General features: G+C 51.6%; 16 protein-coding genes. 7 read left to right on the forward strand and 9 right to left on the reverse strand.

Annotated elements, in window-relative coordinates:
• On the forward strand, positions 1-222 hold the full coding sequence (locus tag VRZ32_RS10690) for a hypothetical protein (RefSeq protein ID WP_414525715.1): 222 nt from the start codon (positions 1-3) through the stop codon (positions 220-222).
• A 121-nt stretch (positions 223-343) separates the two neighbouring features.
• Here the strand turns inward: VRZ32_RS10690 and VRZ32_RS10695 are convergent, their stop codons facing one another.
• Positions 344-1,123, reverse strand: coding sequence for a hypothetical protein (locus VRZ32_RS10695; protein ID WP_414525716.1), 780 nt, complete (start codon positions 1,121-1,123; stop codon positions 344-346).
• A 274-nt stretch (positions 1,124-1,397) separates the two neighbouring features.
• A complete protein-coding gene (locus VRZ32_RS10700) occupies positions 1,398-2,558 on the reverse strand; it encodes a patatin-like phospholipase family protein (RefSeq protein WP_414525717.1) in 1,161 nt (386 codons plus the stop codon).
• Positions 2,559-2,800: 242 nt separating this feature from the next.
• Between VRZ32_RS10700 and VRZ32_RS10705 the strand changes: the two genes are divergently transcribed.
• Positions 2,801-3,718, forward strand: a complete 918-nt coding sequence (locus VRZ32_RS10705; RefSeq protein ID WP_414525718.1) for an SMP-30/gluconolactonase/LRE family protein — start codon at positions 2,801-2,803, stop codon at positions 3,716-3,718.
• 42 nt (positions 3,719-3,760) lie between these two features.
• Here VRZ32_RS10705 and VRZ32_RS10710 read toward each other — a convergent pair whose 3' ends face one another.
• Both VRZ32_RS10710 and VRZ32_RS10715 read right to left on the reverse strand, forming a co-directional pair.
• The gene (locus VRZ32_RS10710) at positions 3,761-4,732 is read right to left on the reverse strand and encodes a hypothetical protein (protein WP_414525719.1); all 972 of its coding nucleotides are present in this window, start codon (positions 4,730-4,732) and stop codon (positions 3,761-3,763) included.
• A gap of 115 nt (positions 4,733-4,847) precedes the next feature.
• Entirely contained in the window at positions 4,848-5,369 is a 522-nt protein-coding gene (locus tag VRZ32_RS10715; RefSeq protein WP_414525720.1) for a DedA family protein, read from the reverse strand.
• A 177-nt stretch (positions 5,370-5,546) separates the two neighbouring features.
• Between VRZ32_RS10715 and pdxY the strand changes: the two genes are divergently transcribed.
• Both pdxY and VRZ32_RS10725 read left to right on the forward strand, forming a co-directional pair.
• Positions 5,547-6,395, forward strand: a complete 849-nt coding sequence (gene pdxY / locus VRZ32_RS10720; RefSeq protein WP_414525721.1) for a pyridoxal kinase PdxY — start codon at positions 5,547-5,549, stop codon at positions 6,393-6,395.
• A gap of 86 nt (positions 6,396-6,481) precedes the next feature.
• The gene (locus tag VRZ32_RS10725; RefSeq protein ID WP_414525722.1) at positions 6,482-7,198 is read left to right on the forward strand and encodes an NUDIX hydrolase; all 717 of its coding nucleotides are present in this window, start codon (positions 6,482-6,484) and stop codon (positions 7,196-7,198) included.
• Here the strand turns inward: VRZ32_RS10725 and VRZ32_RS10730 are convergent.
• Together VRZ32_RS10730 and VRZ32_RS10735 are read right to left on the reverse strand one after the other, a co-directional pair.
• Positions 7,186-7,614 carry a hypothetical protein gene (locus tag VRZ32_RS10730; RefSeq protein WP_414525723.1) on the reverse strand — a complete coding sequence of 143 codons (429 nt, stop codon included), beginning with the start codon at positions 7,612-7,614 and terminating at the stop codon, positions 7,186-7,188. The genes VRZ32_RS10725 and VRZ32_RS10730 overlap by 13 nt on opposite strands.
• A gap of 64 nt (positions 7,615-7,678) precedes the next feature.
• Positions 7,679-7,963 carry a hypothetical protein gene (locus VRZ32_RS10735; protein ID WP_414525724.1) on the reverse strand — a complete coding sequence of 95 codons (285 nt, stop codon included), beginning with the start codon at positions 7,961-7,963 and terminating at the stop codon, positions 7,679-7,681.
• 248 nt (positions 7,964-8,211) lie between these two features.
• On the opposite strand from VRZ32_RS10735, the gene cysS reads away from it, so the two are divergent.
• Positions 8,212-9,657 carry a cysteine--tRNA ligase gene (cysS, locus tag VRZ32_RS10740; RefSeq protein ID WP_414526198.1) on the forward strand — a complete coding sequence of 482 codons (1,446 nt, stop codon included), beginning with the start codon at positions 8,212-8,214 and terminating at the stop codon, positions 9,655-9,657.
• A gap of 226 nt (positions 9,658-9,883) precedes the next feature.
• Here cysS and VRZ32_RS10745 read toward each other — a convergent pair whose 3' ends face one another.
• Positions 9,884-10,492: a TIGR00730 family Rossman fold protein gene (locus VRZ32_RS10745; RefSeq protein WP_414525725.1), complete on the reverse strand. Its 609-nt coding sequence runs from the start codon at positions 10,490-10,492 to the stop codon at positions 9,884-9,886.
• A 238-nt stretch (positions 10,493-10,730) separates the two neighbouring features.
• Between VRZ32_RS10745 and VRZ32_RS10750 the strand changes: the two genes are divergently transcribed.
• Positions 10,731-12,074 carry a LysM peptidoglycan-binding domain-containing protein gene (locus tag VRZ32_RS10750; protein WP_414525726.1) on the forward strand — a complete coding sequence of 448 codons (1,344 nt, stop codon included), beginning with the start codon at positions 10,731-10,733 and terminating at the stop codon, positions 12,072-12,074.
• 79 nt (positions 12,075-12,153) lie between these two features.
• The gene (locus VRZ32_RS10755) at positions 12,154-13,638 is read left to right on the forward strand and encodes an AMP nucleosidase (protein ID WP_414525727.1); all 1,485 of its coding nucleotides are present in this window, start codon (positions 12,154-12,156) and stop codon (positions 13,636-13,638) included.
• Between the two features lie 132 nt (positions 13,639-13,770).
• Here VRZ32_RS10755 and VRZ32_RS10760 read toward each other — a convergent pair whose 3' ends face one another.
• A complete protein-coding gene (locus VRZ32_RS10760) occupies positions 13,771-14,154 on the reverse strand; it encodes a hypothetical protein (RefSeq protein ID WP_414525728.1) in 384 nt (127 codons plus the stop codon).
• 468 nt (positions 14,155-14,622) lie between these two features.
• The gene (locus VRZ32_RS10765; RefSeq protein ID WP_414525729.1) at positions 14,623-15,414 is read right to left on the reverse strand and encodes an N-acetylmuramoyl-L-alanine amidase; all 792 of its coding nucleotides are present in this window, start codon (positions 15,412-15,414) and stop codon (positions 14,623-14,625) included.
• Positions 15,415-15,714 lie beyond the last annotated feature (300 nt).

Below are 15,714 nucleotides of genomic sequence, written 5' to 3' on the forward strand. Positions count from 1 at the left end.
ATGTCGAGAACTGGTCTGGCCGTTGTTATCGCCGTTGCTGCTGTTGCCGTACTTTCCGGCTGTGCTCGCAAGCTGCCTCCGGGGGTGCTTGAAGGCGGTAGCCACGTGCCTCCACCTCCTTCTGAACAACACCGCGTAACATCACGCGTACCGGTTGCACCGGAAGTCCCGGCTGCGGAAGCATCTACGTCCCCTCGGTTGCGTTCACCCGTTAGCCGGTAACAATCATTATGATCTGCGCTCGGGAATTTTCCCGAGCGGGTCTGTTGATGATGCGGTTAACTGATTACTTTGCAATGTATTGCCAAGGATTTGGCATCTGAGGTCTGCACGTTATGGTTTATTAAGTCAGGCCTTCCTGTAAATGATCAAAGAAGCTCTTAAAAAGAACGCATTCTGATTCGTAATATTTAAGTTTTTCAACAAGTTGTTGATGCTCTAGTTGCGAAGAACTACTAGGGTCAAAAATATCTTTTGCATCAAAAAAACTTGATATGCGTTCCTGAAAGGCTTCTTTCGCCTGAATTTTAACGATGTCCATTGCCGGCATTAAAAGCTCATCGAGCTTTTCATTGACATTAATTATATATTCCTGAAGATTTTCATAATGGTCGCACATTTCAGCAAAAGTAGTATTGTCGTTTATGTCAAGAGAAGGAACGCTGGGTGTAGTGTAGTCCTCCAGCAGGCTATATGAATACGGATAGGTTCCATCTACACTCAACATGCTGTCTGCTCGGTTGAGGAATTGGCTGGCCGTCAAAGCATCTACGCCCAAATGATCAGCGATGTTTATGGTCGATTCTGATGAAAAACTATCAAAGAAACGCGCTAAAAGAAGACAGACTTTTGCTGAAAAGGTATCGCCGTTACGTATGTTACTCATTGCATCAATGAGCCAATTGATCGATTTCGCAGTAAACCACCCCTCCGCTTGATCGCTGGTAAGATGCGGAGTACTTGCGACTGCAATTACTATTTCTTGTGCGGAACCATTAGCAAAGCGACCTGATTTAACGTTGCTAATAAGCTCTGATATACCAAGTTTGTTTTCAGGAGGGGTATGGGGTTGGAAAGCATTGAAATTCGGAGCAGTGGTAGAGTGTAATGACGCCACAGACATCGACAACTTCCTTGCTATGAATTCTGCCAATAATCTCGCAAGAATTTATGATCCATTTCGTAAAGGCACGCTACTTTATCAATAGCCCAAATAAACAATTTTGTCAAAAATAAGAATCAAAAAAATTCAATGATTGTTGCTTGTTTTAATTTATTTATATTTAGGTTAATAATAGTTAAAATATAAATTTATATTGTATAATTATTTTTTTCAAAGGTATGACGCTTGGAAATATAAATTTATTTTTCGAAAATTCAGATGGTCTCCCACCCTTTTACAAGCTGTTTTTCTGATGGACGTCATGCACTACAATCCCGGCGCCTTGAGGGGGCATCTCCAGCCAGTCCCGCTGTTTGAGGGTACGTTTTGTATCCTCGTAGCCACTGCTCCAATGCTCGCGCATTGAGGTGCCAGAGAACTCGTAGTCCTTCGCATGGCCTTCATACGCTTTTTGTTGGTAGATCAAATGCAGGATGGTGATTTCCGGCATGGCGCTCAATTGATGACGCAGGTAGCGATCATCATCGCTCAATAACTCATCCGGTACTTTTCCGAGCAGGGCAACGAGTTTCGATTTCCAATCATGCAGCTGACGGTAGACATCCGTTGTGTATCGGGTGCGGGAGGAATACATAATATCCTTCTGCCGTCCGAGCACATCATTGATATCGCGTGGCAAAGGACCCCGCGCGCTGAAGAGATCGACCTGAAACACTAATGAATTCAGATGATCAGATTGTTCAAGCAGATGTTGCAGCGGCGTGTTGGAGACGAGGCCGCCATCCCAATAGTAATCCGTGCCGATTTTTTGCATGGGCAATGATGGTGGCAGGGCACCTGAGGCCATGATGTGCTCGACCAGTATTTCTTCCTGCGCATTATCAAAATACGTGAAATTGCCGTTCAGCACGTTCACTGCGCCAACAGCAAAGCGCGTTTTCTGGTCGTTGAGCAACGAAAAGTCGACGAGCTCCTCCAATGTCTCCTGCAAAGGCTCTGTATCGTAGAAGCTGGTTGCCCCTTGCGCGCCTGCCGGACTGAAGTAAGGGCCTGGAAACTGCGGTTTGAAGAAGCCCGGCTGGCCGAGCATGTATGTCAACAGCGCGCTATTGGCGTTGCGCACCTGCCGAAAAATATCGCCATCAGGCGTGTATGCCCATACTTTGCGTTCCGTAATACGTTCCCAGAAGGTGCGTAGTTTCTCAAGACGTTTGTTGGGAGGATTGCCCGCGATGATTGCAGCGTTAATTGCTCCGATTGATACGCCTGATACCCAGTCTGGCTCCAACCCCGCCTCATGCAATGCTTCATAGACCCCGCCTTGATAGGCGCCCAGCGCGCCGCCCCCCTGCAACACCAATGCTACGCGGTCACATCGGTCGGGCCGCCAGCCAAGTGGTGTTGTCAGTTTGGAGGTAGGGGAAGAGGCGTCCATAGGTGTCTTTCCTGTTGAGCGCAAAGGCAGCGTCTTCAAGTCGTGATGGCCGAAGGTAATAAAGCACGTGCTAAAATACCAAGTAAGCGGCTATACATGGCGCATGCATGTAGCGTATCTGCTAGAGATAGCGATGAGTGCATCATGCATATGCTGAAACAGTTTGGCATGGCAATGTTGCGTGAGCATAGCTTGCATGAGCCATCTGAAGAGCGCTCAACAATAATATGCGGGGAAATGGTATGGGTAGCATTGCAATAGGTGGATTGCCCATAGGCAAGGTGCATTGCGTTGCACCAGCAGGCGATCGGTGCGGGGAAGGTGCTGTGTGGCATCCATCGGAAAAAGCCGTGTACTGGACCGATATCAACCGCTTCCTTATTCATCGTTATGATGAAGAAACAGATGCAGTGAACTCATGGTTTTTTGATGAGCCGGTGGTGGCGCTTGCCCTCACTGAGCGCGATGATACGCTCCTTGTTGCGCTCGCCTCGCGGTTGATCTTGTGGGAACCGCAAACGGATGTCCGCCGCGATCATGGTTTCACTCTCAATGGCTGGCCCAAGGTGCGTCTTAATGATGGACGGGCTGATCCTTTGGGGAATTTCTGGGTTGGCTCAATGCGCAATAATGTCAATCCCGACGGTAGCCCAGGTGCGGCGGGTGGCACGGACGGTGTCTTGTATCGGATTGACAGCGCCAATACCCATACGGTTTTCCGTCGGGATCTGGGGATTGCGAATACGCTGTGCTGGAGTCCTGATCTGACACGGTTCTACCATGCAGATACACTCGCCAATACGATCTGTGTCTGGGATTATGATGCCAAGACAGGTGCGATATCGAATGAGCGTCCCTTTTTTGCAGGTTTTGAGCGCGGATACCCGGATGGTTCAGCGATCGATAGCGAAGGGTATTTGTGGAATTGCCGCTTTGGCGGTCAATGTATTGTGCGGATCGCGCCCGATGGCACGATTGATCGCATCATCGAAATGCCTGCCCAGAACATCACTACGGCGGTGTTTGGCGGAAATGATCTGAAAACGTTATATGCGACTTCAGCCGGCGCTGAAACCCATGCGGGTGATAGATTGGCTGGGTCGTTGTTTGCATTGCGTACGCAAACACCGGGGTTGGCGCCTTACCGGGTGCGGCTATAAACAATGCTAGACCGTTAATGGCTAGCTATTAAAAGTGCGAATTTACCCACTCAATCCGAATACGGTTTGCGTATTAATGTTTGCACGCCGTTCCGCATCCCACTGATATTGCTCTTCAGCGCTTCTGTTCATACATTCCTTGGCAAAATTATGCAGGATCTCGTCAATTGGTAGTGGGGTTCTTTTCTCTTGGGCTGCGTGCTGTTGTTCTGTCATAACAGCATCAATCGCTGCCGTTGAAAAGATACCGCAAGACAATCTGAGGTGTTGTTGCAGGTTATATTTAATAACCTGTAGCGGCGCCATGTTTGATGCTTCAAGTATGGGCTGAATTTGAGATTGAATATGCTCACTACTATTAATCGAATCAAACAGTGTAGCTTTCCGCTGGCCATCGACATTTGTATGTATAAATAACGTTACCCAATGGCCTGAATTACTGCGGCCTACATGAAATGGGATGCAAATGGGTGATATGAGATTTCCTTGTGGGTCGTTACGTGGATTCAGAAGGATATCGCTTATATCCTTGATACGTACAGGGCCATAAACATGGTCAAAAGGCTTGTCATTCTCGGAGAAGGGGTTTTGTATCCATGCTTTAAGCGCTCCCTGCATCTCGTTCTCGTTCAGCATCGGCGTGCATGCTTGAGGGCTTGCGTTATTGTTCCCGGCCGCCCCGCAGGCTCGCAGGCATGCTGCTTCTATAGCAGATACAATCCACCCAATTATTGGGATTGATTTCAGGGCTTCTAGTAGTCTTCTCAGAATGCTGCTGTCGGATGGAGGTGGAAGAGCCTTAATTTTACGTGGCTGATTAACTTCTTCCATATTCTTGCCAGGCAGGCTTTTTAAGGGCGACGCGGGGAAAGAAGGCCGGTCGTGTTGCCGCACCCCTTGTTCACCATTCCGGAATTCGCCAGCTGCAGGTGGCAAAGGCAAGGTATGATCTGCACTATAAGGAACTAGATGCTGATTGCTTTGTAAGGAAGGAGAGGTTGAAGCAGCAGTCATGACAAATCACCACATCAATAAAGATATATTTTAATAATTTATGGAAAACACCGAATCACGAAAACGATAAACCAGATTGATCTGATAGGCAATAACTGTAGGCTCTTTTCCTCTCTTAACCCATAAAATGCCGCAGTACAGCTGCTGTTGGTGCAAGTAAAATAAACGCCCATACCATGGCTGAGCCCACATTTGCCAGCTGGAAATATAGTTGCGGCATGCCAAAGATACCTGCAATCAAGGGCACAACAGCGCGCAAGGGGCCAAAGAAGCGTCCAATAGCGATGCTCCATACGCCAAAGCGCTCGAAAAAGGCCTGCCCGCGCTTGGCCATTTCAGGATGGCGGGACAGCGGCCATACGGTCAAAGCACGATCTTTGAAGTAATAACCAGCCCAATAGGATATCCAGTCCCCCAATGCCGCGCCCGCTGCTGCTGCTGCCCATACGGGCCAAAAGGCAATCTCCGATGCGCCGATCAGCGCACCAATACCGATCAGAATGGCCCATCCGGGCACCAGTAGAGAGAGAAACGCAAACGATTCCGCAAATGCAACCAGAAACACAATTGGTGAAGCCCATGCCGCATGGGTGCTGGCAAAGGCGATCGTCGTATCGATAAGCGAAGACAAGCTCATAAGGTTGCTGGTCCTGGATGATTATTCTGATTGATTATCAGGGGGATTGCGCGGAGGATTATGCAAGCGTAGAAATGTTTTCCTGCAGGTTTTTGGCTTCTCAGGCAAGCACTCCTAACGTGTAGCTGCAGTGGATGCGGCTTTGGCGTTTATTTTCAGTCGGGGTTTTCATCAACTATGAATGTGCTCTCCATCCAATCCCATGTTGCTTACGGTCATGTCGGAAATGCGGCAGCGATATTCCCCATGCAGCGGCTTGGCGTTGATGTCTGGCCAATCCACACGGTGCAGTTTTCCAATCACACAGGCTATGGCTCGTGGAAGGGACGCGTGTTTGATGGCCATTCGATTGAAGATCTGGTCGAAGGTATTAGTGAACGTGGCGTGTTGGGACAGTGCAATGGCGTGTTGTCCGGCTATATGGGGTCGGCGGATATTGGTAGCGCAATTCTGTCAACAGTCGAGCGTGTGCGCGGCGCTAACCCCGAGGCACTCTATTGCTGTGATCCAGTGATTGGTGATGTCGGGCGAGGGGTATTTGTGCGACCTGGCATCGCCGAGTTCATGCGGGATCACGCTGTGCCTGCGGCTGATATTGTCACGCCCAATCATTTCGAGCTGGAGAACCTGTCAGGTTTCTCGGTCAAAACACTGGAAGAGGCACGTATTGCAATCGCGGCTATTCATGCAAAGGGGCCAAAGGTGGTGCTCGTCACCTCCGTCAATACCGTTGAGACGCCAGACAATTATATTGATTTGTTGGCATCGGAAGCTGGCAACCTTTACCGGGTGCGCACGCCGCACTTGCCCATTTATATCAGCGGCGGTGGCGATGTGATCGCGGCGCTATTCTTCGTGCACTATCTAAAAAGCCGTTCTGCCCTGGTTGCTCTTGAAGCGGCAGCATCCTCGATCTACGGCCTGCTCAAGACCACAGTGGATATGGGGGCAACCGAAATTCGTCTTATCGAAGCGCAGGATGAATTTACAAATCCTAGCCATCGGTTCGAAGCGCAAGCCGTTTAGGAGGGGGGGCACCCAAGGATCAGGGGTGCTTTTGCATTGCATTTATGTTCAATTGATTGATGCAATATCAATAAGATTGGACGATCATGCGTATTATTTCTCTCCGTAAGATAGAAGCGCATCTGGATACAAGTCCTTGGCGCTGGGCAGTTGAGAATCGCGAGCGAATAGAGGCAAACTGGGCGCGGCGATTGCTTGAAAAGCCTGCTATCTTTAATGGCATCGTGTTGGTATGCACCCATATTGCGGTAGATGGGGATGTGTTAAGAGCCCGCCTTCGCGAAGCGGAATATTCCGCCTTACTTGCAATGATCGATTACGGCTTCCCAGAGCCTGGTGTCGGTAATTGCTTCGGTGCGGCTGCGCTGCGGGCTAGCGATGGTGCCTTCGTGTTGGGTGAAATGGCTTCGCACACGGCCAATGGTGGGCGCGTTTATTTCCCTGGCGGCAATCTCGATCGTGCTGACCTGCGTGCTGATGGCAGCATTGATATAGACGGCAGTGTGCGGCGTGAATTGCTTGAGGAGGTCGGTCTTGGCCCCGATGACGTCGTATTTGAGGACGGCTGGACAGCTATCATTAACGGTCCGCGAACGGCCTTATTGAAGCAGGCATTCTCTCCTTTACCAGCAGAAGCTCTCAAGGCGAGAATTGAAACATTTTTGGCGCGCGAGGCAGAACCAGAGTTATCCGGTGTACGCCTCGTTCGCTCTAGCACGGACGTGGATCCATCCGTGATGCCTGTTTATGTGACTGGTTTTATTAACCAGGCTTTTTCAACGCTGTTCAATCAGGTCGGATAGCCGAACGAGCGCTTGGTGTTGTTGAGTGAGCTCATTGCAGCGCTGTTATTGCCTGCCATGCAGGTAGCGGCGGCACTGGCGATCTGTGGGGCAATCCGGTCGTAGACTGTCTGGCTAAGGAAGCCGGTGCGCACATCGCGGTCGATCAGGTTGCGGTAAGCGATGATTGGCGCGCCGCAGGGCTGTTGAGAAAGCGCGGCTGTGTTGAGAGGTGCTGCGTATACTGAGCCATCATGAGCTTCAGCCTTGACAGGCGCATTCTGGCTTGTGTTGCAGGATGCAGTCAAAAGTGCTGCAAGCATCGCGCCTGTCAGCAGAGCTGAAGTCTTGATACGGGTTGAAACGGTTGAAGTGAACGTCACAAGAGCCTCCCGAAAAACGACAAAACCAGACGGATTCGCACCATCCAACGGCATGCAAAATCATCAAATTGTTTGTCGTCGTCAACCGGCTGAGCGATATTAGCAGTGTGTTAAGGAATTATCTGTCGCAAGTGATAGCAATTCTGCCCACGCTGGCCCCCTCGTTTGCAGGGCGCATATCCGAGGCGTGATGATAGCCTTGCGCTACGCACCAGGCATTGGCAACCTGCACTGCGCACTCGCCGCCCTGGGTGAGGCAGTCGGCAACGCCGTATCCATCATTGACGGGGAGAAGAAATGTCGGACTGTCAGCATTACCAGCATTCGCCTGTACGGGCAGAATTGAAATGGCAAACAGTGGCAAGGAAAGCGCGAAAAAAGATGCAATTAGAATTCGAATCATGATTTGCGCTCTGAAAAAGATTGTCACAGGATGCGTCAAATTTCACGCATAGCCAGCGTTTTATGCCACGTAAGGTATGAAAAAAGTTTGAAAATGCTCCTGATTTCGACACTTTTAGCATAGGTAAGGCGCTATATAGATAAATTAATGCGGCCTCGTTGCTCTATCTCTTGGGTTCATGCATATGCCTAGGTTAGAATCCCCTGTCGGCGCGTTATTCTGTGGGAATGAGGGTAAGAGGCATGTCTATCGGGTTGAAATTTCATAATACGCTCACCCGTGTGAAGGAAGATTTTAAACCGGTCGATCCGCAGGCTGTGCGGATGTATGTTTGCGGCCCAACGGTTTATGATTTTGCCCACATTGGTAACGCGCGCCCTGTGATCGTGTTTGATCTCGTGTTCCGCTTGTTGCGCCACATCTATGGTGAGAATGCAGTTACCTATGTGCGCAACTTCACCGATGTCGATGACAAGATCAACGCTCGCGCCGCCCGCGATTTTCCCGAATTGCCTTTGAACGAAGCCATCCGCCGTGTGACAGAAACGACGGAAGCGCAATATCGTAAAGATACGCAGGCGCTGGGTGTGTTGCATCCTACCGTTGAGCCGCGAGCGACGGAGCATATTGCTGAAATGCGCCTGTTGATCGAGCGGTTGATTGCGCGCGGCTTTGCCTATGTGGCTGAAGATCATGTGCTGTTTTCAGTTTCGGCGATGGAGAAGGCAGCAGATAGGGCCCCAGGCCTGTTGCCGCATTATGGCGCTTTGGCACGCCGTTCGCTTGATGACATGCTGGCCGGTGCGCGGGTCGATGTTGCGCCTTATAAACGTGATGCAATGGATTTTGTTCTGTGGAAGCCCTCCACCGACCAGGAGCCTGGCTGGGAAAGCCCCGCAGGAATTGCGCAAAAGGGGCGGCCCGGCTGGCATATCGAATGCTCGGCAATGAGCTGGCGACACCTGATTGAGAATTTTGCAGGCCGCTTGCGGTGCGATGATCCTGCTACCCGTCAGACGTTTGATATCCATGCTGGCGGCATTGATCTGGTGTTCCCGCATCACGAAAACGAAATTGCGCAAACATGCTGCGCTCTCGATACTGAGCGTATGGCCAACTACTGGCTGCATAACGGACTATTGCAGGTTGAGGGTGAGAAGATGTCGAAATCGCTCGGCAATTTCATCACCATTCATGATCTTCTTGAAAAGGATGTATTCGGCGGTCGTTCATGGCCGGGGGCGGTGCTGCGGTTTGCGATGCTGCGCACGCACTATCGTCAGCCGATCGACTGGACCGTGAAAGGGCTTGAGGAAAGCGCCCATACTCTGACAAGCTGGGCGCAGATCACGCAAGATATCGAGGCTGCTGAAACAGTGCCCCCTGAGCTGATGGACGCGCTGGCGGATGATCTCAATACGCACATGGCGATAACGGTATTGCACGGTCTGAAATCAGCCGGGCGTTTTGCTGAGCTTAAAGCAGGTGTGGCACTTTTGGGGATTGATCTGACGCAAATGGCACAGCAAGTTAAGGTTGATCTTCCAGATGCGCCAGAAATCGAGGCATTGATCGAGGCGCGCCAGACCGCGCGTGCCGCAAAGAATTGGGCGGAAGCAGATAGAATCCGCAAAATTCTATCTGATAAAGGCGTTACTCTCATCGATAACAAGGATGGCACCAGTATGCGCTGATCTTCGCATCAGCTGGAGCCCAAAATGGCGACAATCGAAAACCAGCACGCAGCACAGTCACGCACGTGAGCGCGGGAAGCGCAGAGAGTTGCCGGTGGCGGATCACCATGGCGCGAACATCAGCGCATACTGCGACCAGGTATGGTCTTTTAAATCAACAATGAAAAAGAGCGCCGATGTGGCGCTCTTTTTATGGATCTCATTGATACAAGCTAATCTAGGTTGTTTAAAACCGCTCGCCGATAACGGCTACTTCTGGTGCCGGCTCGACCATTTCGGTGCGATCTGCTGCCGTTTCGAGCATCGGGATAACGCCCTCACCCTTTTCCGCGACCAGATAGGTAAGCCCCAGGCCTGGGCGGATAAAGCCGGAGAGGTTCATGTGTGCAAACAGCGACAGCAGCGGGCGCCAAAAGCCCTTGATGTCGAGCATCAGGATCGGCTTCTTGTGGCGGCCAAGCTGTGACCATGTCATCTGTTCAACCAGCTCCTCCAGTGTGCCAATGCCGCCGGGCAGTGCGACGAACGCATCTGCGCGCTCGAACATCAGACGCTTGCGGGTGTGCATGTCGGGAACGATGATCGTTTCCTGCACATCCTGTAGCAGGCTCTCACGCTGCTTCAGAAAGTCAGGAATGATACCCGTCACTTCACCGCCTGCCTCAAGAACGGCGCGCGCGGTGTCACCCATAAGGCCGATGCTTCCGCCCCCATAGATCAGCCGGATACCGGATTTCGCCATGGCTGTGCCAAGCGCAATCGCTTCCTCGGTAAAAACCGGGTCGTTGCCGTTGGCAGAACCGCAATAAACGCAAATTGATCGAATCGTGCTCATGATTATGATTTGAACTGCTGCATCAAAACGGTCAAGACCAGATTATTCATAGATGTGATGATATTCACGTTATGGCGGGCTGCAAATGGCCTTTGTAGCCGACATTGTCGCACGCTCTGCGGAATATATGTTCCGCAGCGAGCTTTTGAATGCAAGTGTTTCATAGCATGCGACAAATAGCCTTGTGCAGTATATAACCATTACGGCATATCGGTTTTGTGCGGGAAGGGTAGCGTTAATGGCGTCGAAAAAGGTACAGATGGCGCTTCTTGCTGGAGCTAGCGCACTTCTTGCGGGGGCCATTGTGCTGTGGGGTCTGCCATCAAAGGATGAGGCGGGTGCGCCGTCTGAAACGATGATGCAGGCTGATATTATCCCCAATCCTGATGCGCCACTGCGTGATTCGACCCAAGGGGGTGAGAGGCAGGCTCTTTCTCCACAGCAGATTGCAGAAGCACTTGCAGCAGATCCTGCAAATCGTACAGACACAAAAGAGCCAGCTCCCATACAAGACTTACAGGCGGCAAGCAGCGCAGTGACACCGATTTTCGATGTTGTGCGCATCGGCCCCGCTGGCGAGGCCGTGATTGCGGGCCGGGTTGCTCCGGGTAAAACGGTGGAATTACTCGTGAATGGGAAGGTTTATGATCGGGTGCAGGCACATGCATCCGGTGCATTTGCGCTTACCCCGCCGACGCTTCCGCCCGGTGATCATCAGCTGACTTTGCGCGAAGTTGGCTCCGGTGGCGTTGGCACGCTGTCGCGCCAATCTGTGACTGTCGTGTTATCTGCTGATCTCGCATCATCACCCGTTGTGGCGCTGACAGAGCCAGATAAGCCAACGATTGTCCTTGCCGGACCAGGCCTCGTGACGCGTCAACCCGCGGATGAAAACCTGATTGAGGAGGGGGATGAGCCTTTAGATGCGGAAGAGCTGGCTGCCGATTCTTCAGGCGCTGACAAGACGCAACTCACCGTGTCTTCAAACCTGCCACAGGTGGTTTCTATCGCCACTGTTGAGGCTGAGGCGGGGCGGCTTTATGTATCCGGCACGGCGCCAAAGGAGGCTTCCGTACGGCTTTATCTCAACGACACATTTCTGGCTGCTGGTAAGGCTTCCATGCGGGGCACGTTCTCATTCACAGTCAATTCCGGAATTGATGATGGTGAATATCGCGTGCGCCTGGATGAGGTTGCGCCTGCTGATGGTAAGGTATTATCGCGGGCTGAGGTGCCGTTTGTGGTGCAGAACGCAAAGCTGGAGTCGTCAACTGCCCAGCAGGCAACAGTGCCTTCCGAAGCGGCACCGGATACGCAACAGCTTGCTGAGACGTATGGCAGTGCGGCTCGCAGCACGGTGTTGTCAGATGACGGCTCGCATGTTGTGGTGCCTGAGGTGCGCACAACCCGTGTGGAGCATGGCGACAGCCTTTGGAGCATTAGCCGGCGGGCATATGGCGAAGGAACGCGCTATACGGTGATATATGGAGCGAATCAAAAGCAAATTCGCAATCCTGATTTAATTTATCCGGGGCAGCTGTTCGTTGTGCCGGGCAATGCGGAAAAACCCGCCACTGATTAAGTAGCGGCAATGATAAAGAGGCGACGCTTGATATTGCAAATCGAGCGATAGCATCAGTGTTAGTGAAAGGGAGCAGCGGATGACCGCCGCTATGTCTGGTATGAATGCCGGTTTTGTATTGTGTGAGAATGCTTCTGAGGCTGTCGATCGGCTTGCTGCTCTTCATGATGAAGCGCTCGCCGCACAACGCCGCGCGCTGGATGCTTATGTGACGAAGCACGTCATTCCCGATGCGGCAACGCGGGCAGCCTTTTGCTACCCCGAACTGCGTGTAGAGTATGAGCCGGATGGTTCGATCCCGGTCAATGCGCGGGCTTATGCGAAGTTTCAGCGGGCGGGGGTATATGCCACCACTGTGACTCAGCCCGAGGCATTCCGTAATTATCTCACCGATCAGCTGACATTCCTGATGCAGGATTTCAACGCGCGTGTGCTGGTCGGACGTGGGCAGCAGGAAATTCCCTATCCTTATGTCATCGAGCATGGCGACGAGCTTGGTGGCGCTGGCGGTACTGCGGTTGAGCTGGCACGCCATTTTCCGGTGCCCAACCTCACCGAGGTGGGCGATGAAGTATCCGATGGCTTATGGAATTATAGTAACGGGCAGCCGCTGCCATTATCGTTGTTTGATGGAGCGCGGGTCGACTTTTCGTTGCGTCGCCTGGTGCATTATACTGGTACGGATTGGCGTCATATTCAGCCGTGGATATTGCTGACGAACTACCATCGTTATGTTGATCAGTTCATCCGCATGGGGCTTACATATCTGCAAGAGGGCGGGCGCTATACCAAGCTCGTACTGCCGGGAAACACGATCATCGAACGTGGTATGCCGGAAGATGAGGCGATTGCGCTTGCTGCAGGCGTTGCATGGCATCGCTTCCAAATGCCAGCTTATCATCTAGTGGCTGAAGACGGGCATGGTGTGACGCTTGTCAACATCGGCGTAGGGCCGGCTAATGCCAAGAACATCACAGATCATCTCGCGGTGTTGCGGCCGCATTGCTGGTTGATGATTGGCCATTGTGGCGGGTTGCGTCAATCGCAGGCAATTGGCGATTACGTTCTTGCGCATGCCTACTTGCGGCAGGACAACATCCTTGACCGTGCAGTTCCACCGGAGATTCCAATTCCTGCATTGGCTGAAATTCAGGTGGCGTTGCAGCAGGCTGCTGCCGATATCACGGGAGATCGGGGCGAAACGCTTAAAAAGCGGCTGCGTACGGGGACGGTTGTCACCTATGATGATCGCAATTGGGAGCTGCGCTGGTCACAGGAGCGCCGCCTTATCAATCTGTCGCGTGCGATTGCAGTTGATATGGAAAGCGGCACGATCGCCGCGCAAGGCTATCGTCTGCGCGTGCCTTATGGCACGTTGCTCTGTGTATCTGACAAGCCACTTCATGGTGAGATCAAGTTACCAGGTGCGGCAAATGCTTTTTATGAGCGGGCCGTAGGCCAGCATTTGCGGATTGGTCTAGCGGCGCTTGATCTGCTTCGCAGTCAGCTGCATTCATTGCATTCACGCAAACTGCGCAGCTTCGACGAACCACCATTCCGGTGATGTAAAAACCACACCCCAGCTATAAACAGGAGCTCCTCATGTCGGAGGGAGAAAATCCGACATGAGGGCATGTAAAAGCCACGCATATATTTTAAGTGGTAGGGCTATTCTATTGTGCGGCCTTGCAGCCTATTACTGCGGGCGCGGTGTGTTAAGCTGTCGTGCTCCCATTAAATTCTTGAAGGCAAGGAATGCAGCACGATTGTTATCATACCATAATTCCAAAAATTGCGGTGCTTGCCGTGTTATTGTAGCGATCAACTGATCGAGTACACCAATCAGCTGATCGAGGTGAATTTCGCGCATGTCCACGGGCATCTTGTCCAACAAGGCGCCATAAGCTTTGATTGCTTCATGATGATCGTTAAGCAGCGCCCAGGCAAGACCCGGCGTGCCGTCTGCGTCCTTTGCGGCGATCAGCTCAGCGAGGTGAGCTTCGCGCATGCTCTCGGGCACCTTGTCGAGCAAGGTGCCATAGGCGCCGATTGCCTCATGCTTACCGTTCATCAGCGCCATGAGAAGACCCTGCGCGCTGTAAGTTGCCTTTGTAGTGACAGGTAGGGCGCTTGGTAGAATAAAATTAGAATTGTTTTTAGTAGAATTTATGGGCGGCTGATTGACGTTGTAAGAAGATAATATGTTTGAAAACACCAGCTGCGTTGTGTTTCTGGAAAGGGGAGGTATGCTGGATAAGGCTTGATTTATCGTGTGATTAGCCGAATGATTTCTTATTGGTAATCCTGAAAATAACGAAGAACTTGCGTGATTAGCCCAATTCTGAAATAAATTTCCAAGTTGATTGTTAGTATAGTTTCTGTCGCGATCACGCTCATTTCCGGTTCTTTGATTATCTGCGCGAGGAATAAATTGTCAATTATTTGTAATTCTATTAAAATTTCTTATTAATACTTGATAAAAAGAATACTTTCTCGATATAATAAAAATCGATCAATATGTCAAATGTATTACATGCTGAACCTTTGTTTACCGTGCAGTAATGAGGTTTCGTAGGGTTATGATGGTGGATGCATCTGCTATGCCATCTATCCGTTCAGGCCGAAAGTGGCGCTGAAATGCGCGTAGTACTGCTTCCGTTTCAGGACCGTAGTAGCCATCGATGTTGATCCCATAACCATAGAGCGCGAGCATTGCTTGCAAGGCTTCAACGGGTTGGCCGCTTTCGCCGGGGGACAGGAAGCGCCCTCCTTGTAGTGGCGCAGGGGGTGCCCAATGGCCAATGCCTGCCTTAGCTAGTGCTTCCCAGGGAAATGCCTCGCCAGGATCGCGTTTGCGCAGCGGTGCGATATCAGAATGTGCTAAAACCCGATCAGCCCGAATATTCCAGCGGGTGATAATGTCGCGCGAAAGCGCGATTACGGCTGCAATTTGCTCCTCCGGATAGGGTGCCATTGTTTCAGGTGTTGCTGGATCGCGTGAATGTCCGGGGTGCGCGATTTCAATGCCAATAGAGGCGGAGTTAATATCGTGTTCATTGTCCCACACGCCAGCGCCCGCGTGCCATGCCCGGCGCGCTTCTGGAACGAGCTGGAGGATGTGACCGTTTTCAAACACGAAATAATGCGCTGAGACTTCCGAAGTTGCATCGCAAAGCCGGGTGAGAGCCTGCCCGGAATCGCTCATATCCGTATAATGCAGTAGCAGCATGTCCGGCCGTCGGGGGGCGTCAGTATTCTTGAGAGGGCGCCGCTCGCCATGATTGGGGGAGGGAAAGACCTTTGCGGCAAAGGGGCTGTCGGGCGTTGGGCGGGCGGTCATGATGTGTTGGCCTGGTGTGTGGCGGGAGGTTTCTCTATATCTTCTCCCGCCTGAGCTCGCAAATGGTGCTGCGTTCATGTTGGCGCTAACGATAACATCTGCACTCTCTCATGCTGGTTGGTGATGGTGAGCGGTCAATCCAGTGTGATCAACTGTTGGGTAGAGATGAGGGGCTGGCGATATGCAAAATGCCTAGATGGTCGCCAATTCCAGGGCGCGAATTTCCCTGTTGAAATCTCCCTGAATGCTTGACAAAAACTTTCGATGACATTTCTGGCGCGGTTCTCGGTGCGAAAAATC

Source organism: Pseudochelatococcus sp. G4_1912 (genome assembly GCF_047501465.1).
In the GTDB taxonomy this organism is placed as follows: Bacteria; Pseudomonadota; Alphaproteobacteria; order Rhizobiales; family Beijerinckiaceae; genus Pseudochelatococcus.

Bases quoted from the DNA above. Each gene is read 5' to 3' on its own strand.
- VRZ32_RS10690 (WP_414525715.1), top strand. From the start codon at position 1: ATGTCGAGAACTGGTCTGGCCGTTGTTATCGCCGTTGCTGCTGTTGCC.
- VRZ32_RS10695 (WP_414525716.1), bottom strand. From the start codon at position 1,123: ATGTCTGTGGCGTCATTACACTCTACCACTGCTCCGAATTTCAATGCT.
- VRZ32_RS10700 (WP_414525717.1), bottom strand. From the start codon at position 2,558: ATGGACGCCTCTTCCCCTACCTCCAAACTGACAACACCACTTGGCTGG.
- VRZ32_RS10705 (WP_414525718.1), top strand. From the start codon at position 2,801: ATGGGTAGCATTGCAATAGGTGGATTGCCCATAGGCAAGGTGCATTGC.
- VRZ32_RS10710 (WP_414525719.1), bottom strand. From the start codon at position 4,732: ATGACTGCTGCTTCAACCTCTCCTTCCTTACAAAGCAATCAGCATCTA.
- VRZ32_RS10715 (WP_414525720.1), bottom strand. From the start codon at position 5,369: ATGAGCTTGTCTTCGCTTATCGATACGACGATCGCCTTTGCCAGCACC.
- pdxY (WP_414525721.1), top strand. From the start codon at position 5,547: ATGAATGTGCTCTCCATCCAATCCCATGTTGCTTACGGTCATGTCGGA.
- VRZ32_RS10725 (WP_414525722.1), top strand. From the start codon at position 6,482: ATGCGTATTATTTCTCTCCGTAAGATAGAAGCGCATCTGGATACAAGT.
- VRZ32_RS10730 (WP_414525723.1), bottom strand. From the start codon at position 7,614: ATGCCGTTGGATGGTGCGAATCCGTCTGGTTTTGTCGTTTTTCGGGAG.
- VRZ32_RS10735 (WP_414525724.1), bottom strand. From the start codon at position 7,963: ATGATTCGAATTCTAATTGCATCTTTTTTCGCGCTTTCCTTGCCACTG.
- VRZ32_RS10745 (WP_414525725.1), bottom strand. From the start codon at position 10,492: ATGAGCACGATTCGATCAATTTGCGTTTATTGCGGTTCTGCCAACGGC.
- VRZ32_RS10750 (WP_414525726.1), top strand. From the start codon at position 10,731: ATGGCGTCGAAAAAGGTACAGATGGCGCTTCTTGCTGGAGCTAGCGCA.
- VRZ32_RS10755 (WP_414525727.1), top strand. From the start codon at position 12,154: ATGACCGCCGCTATGTCTGGTATGAATGCCGGTTTTGTATTGTGTGAG.
- VRZ32_RS10760 (WP_414525728.1), bottom strand. From the start codon at position 14,154: ATGGCGCTGATGAACGGTAAGCATGAGGCAATCGGCGCCTATGGCACC.
- VRZ32_RS10765 (WP_414525729.1), bottom strand. From the start codon at position 15,414: ATGACCGCCCGCCCAACGCCCGACAGCCCCTTTGCCGCAAAGGTCTTT.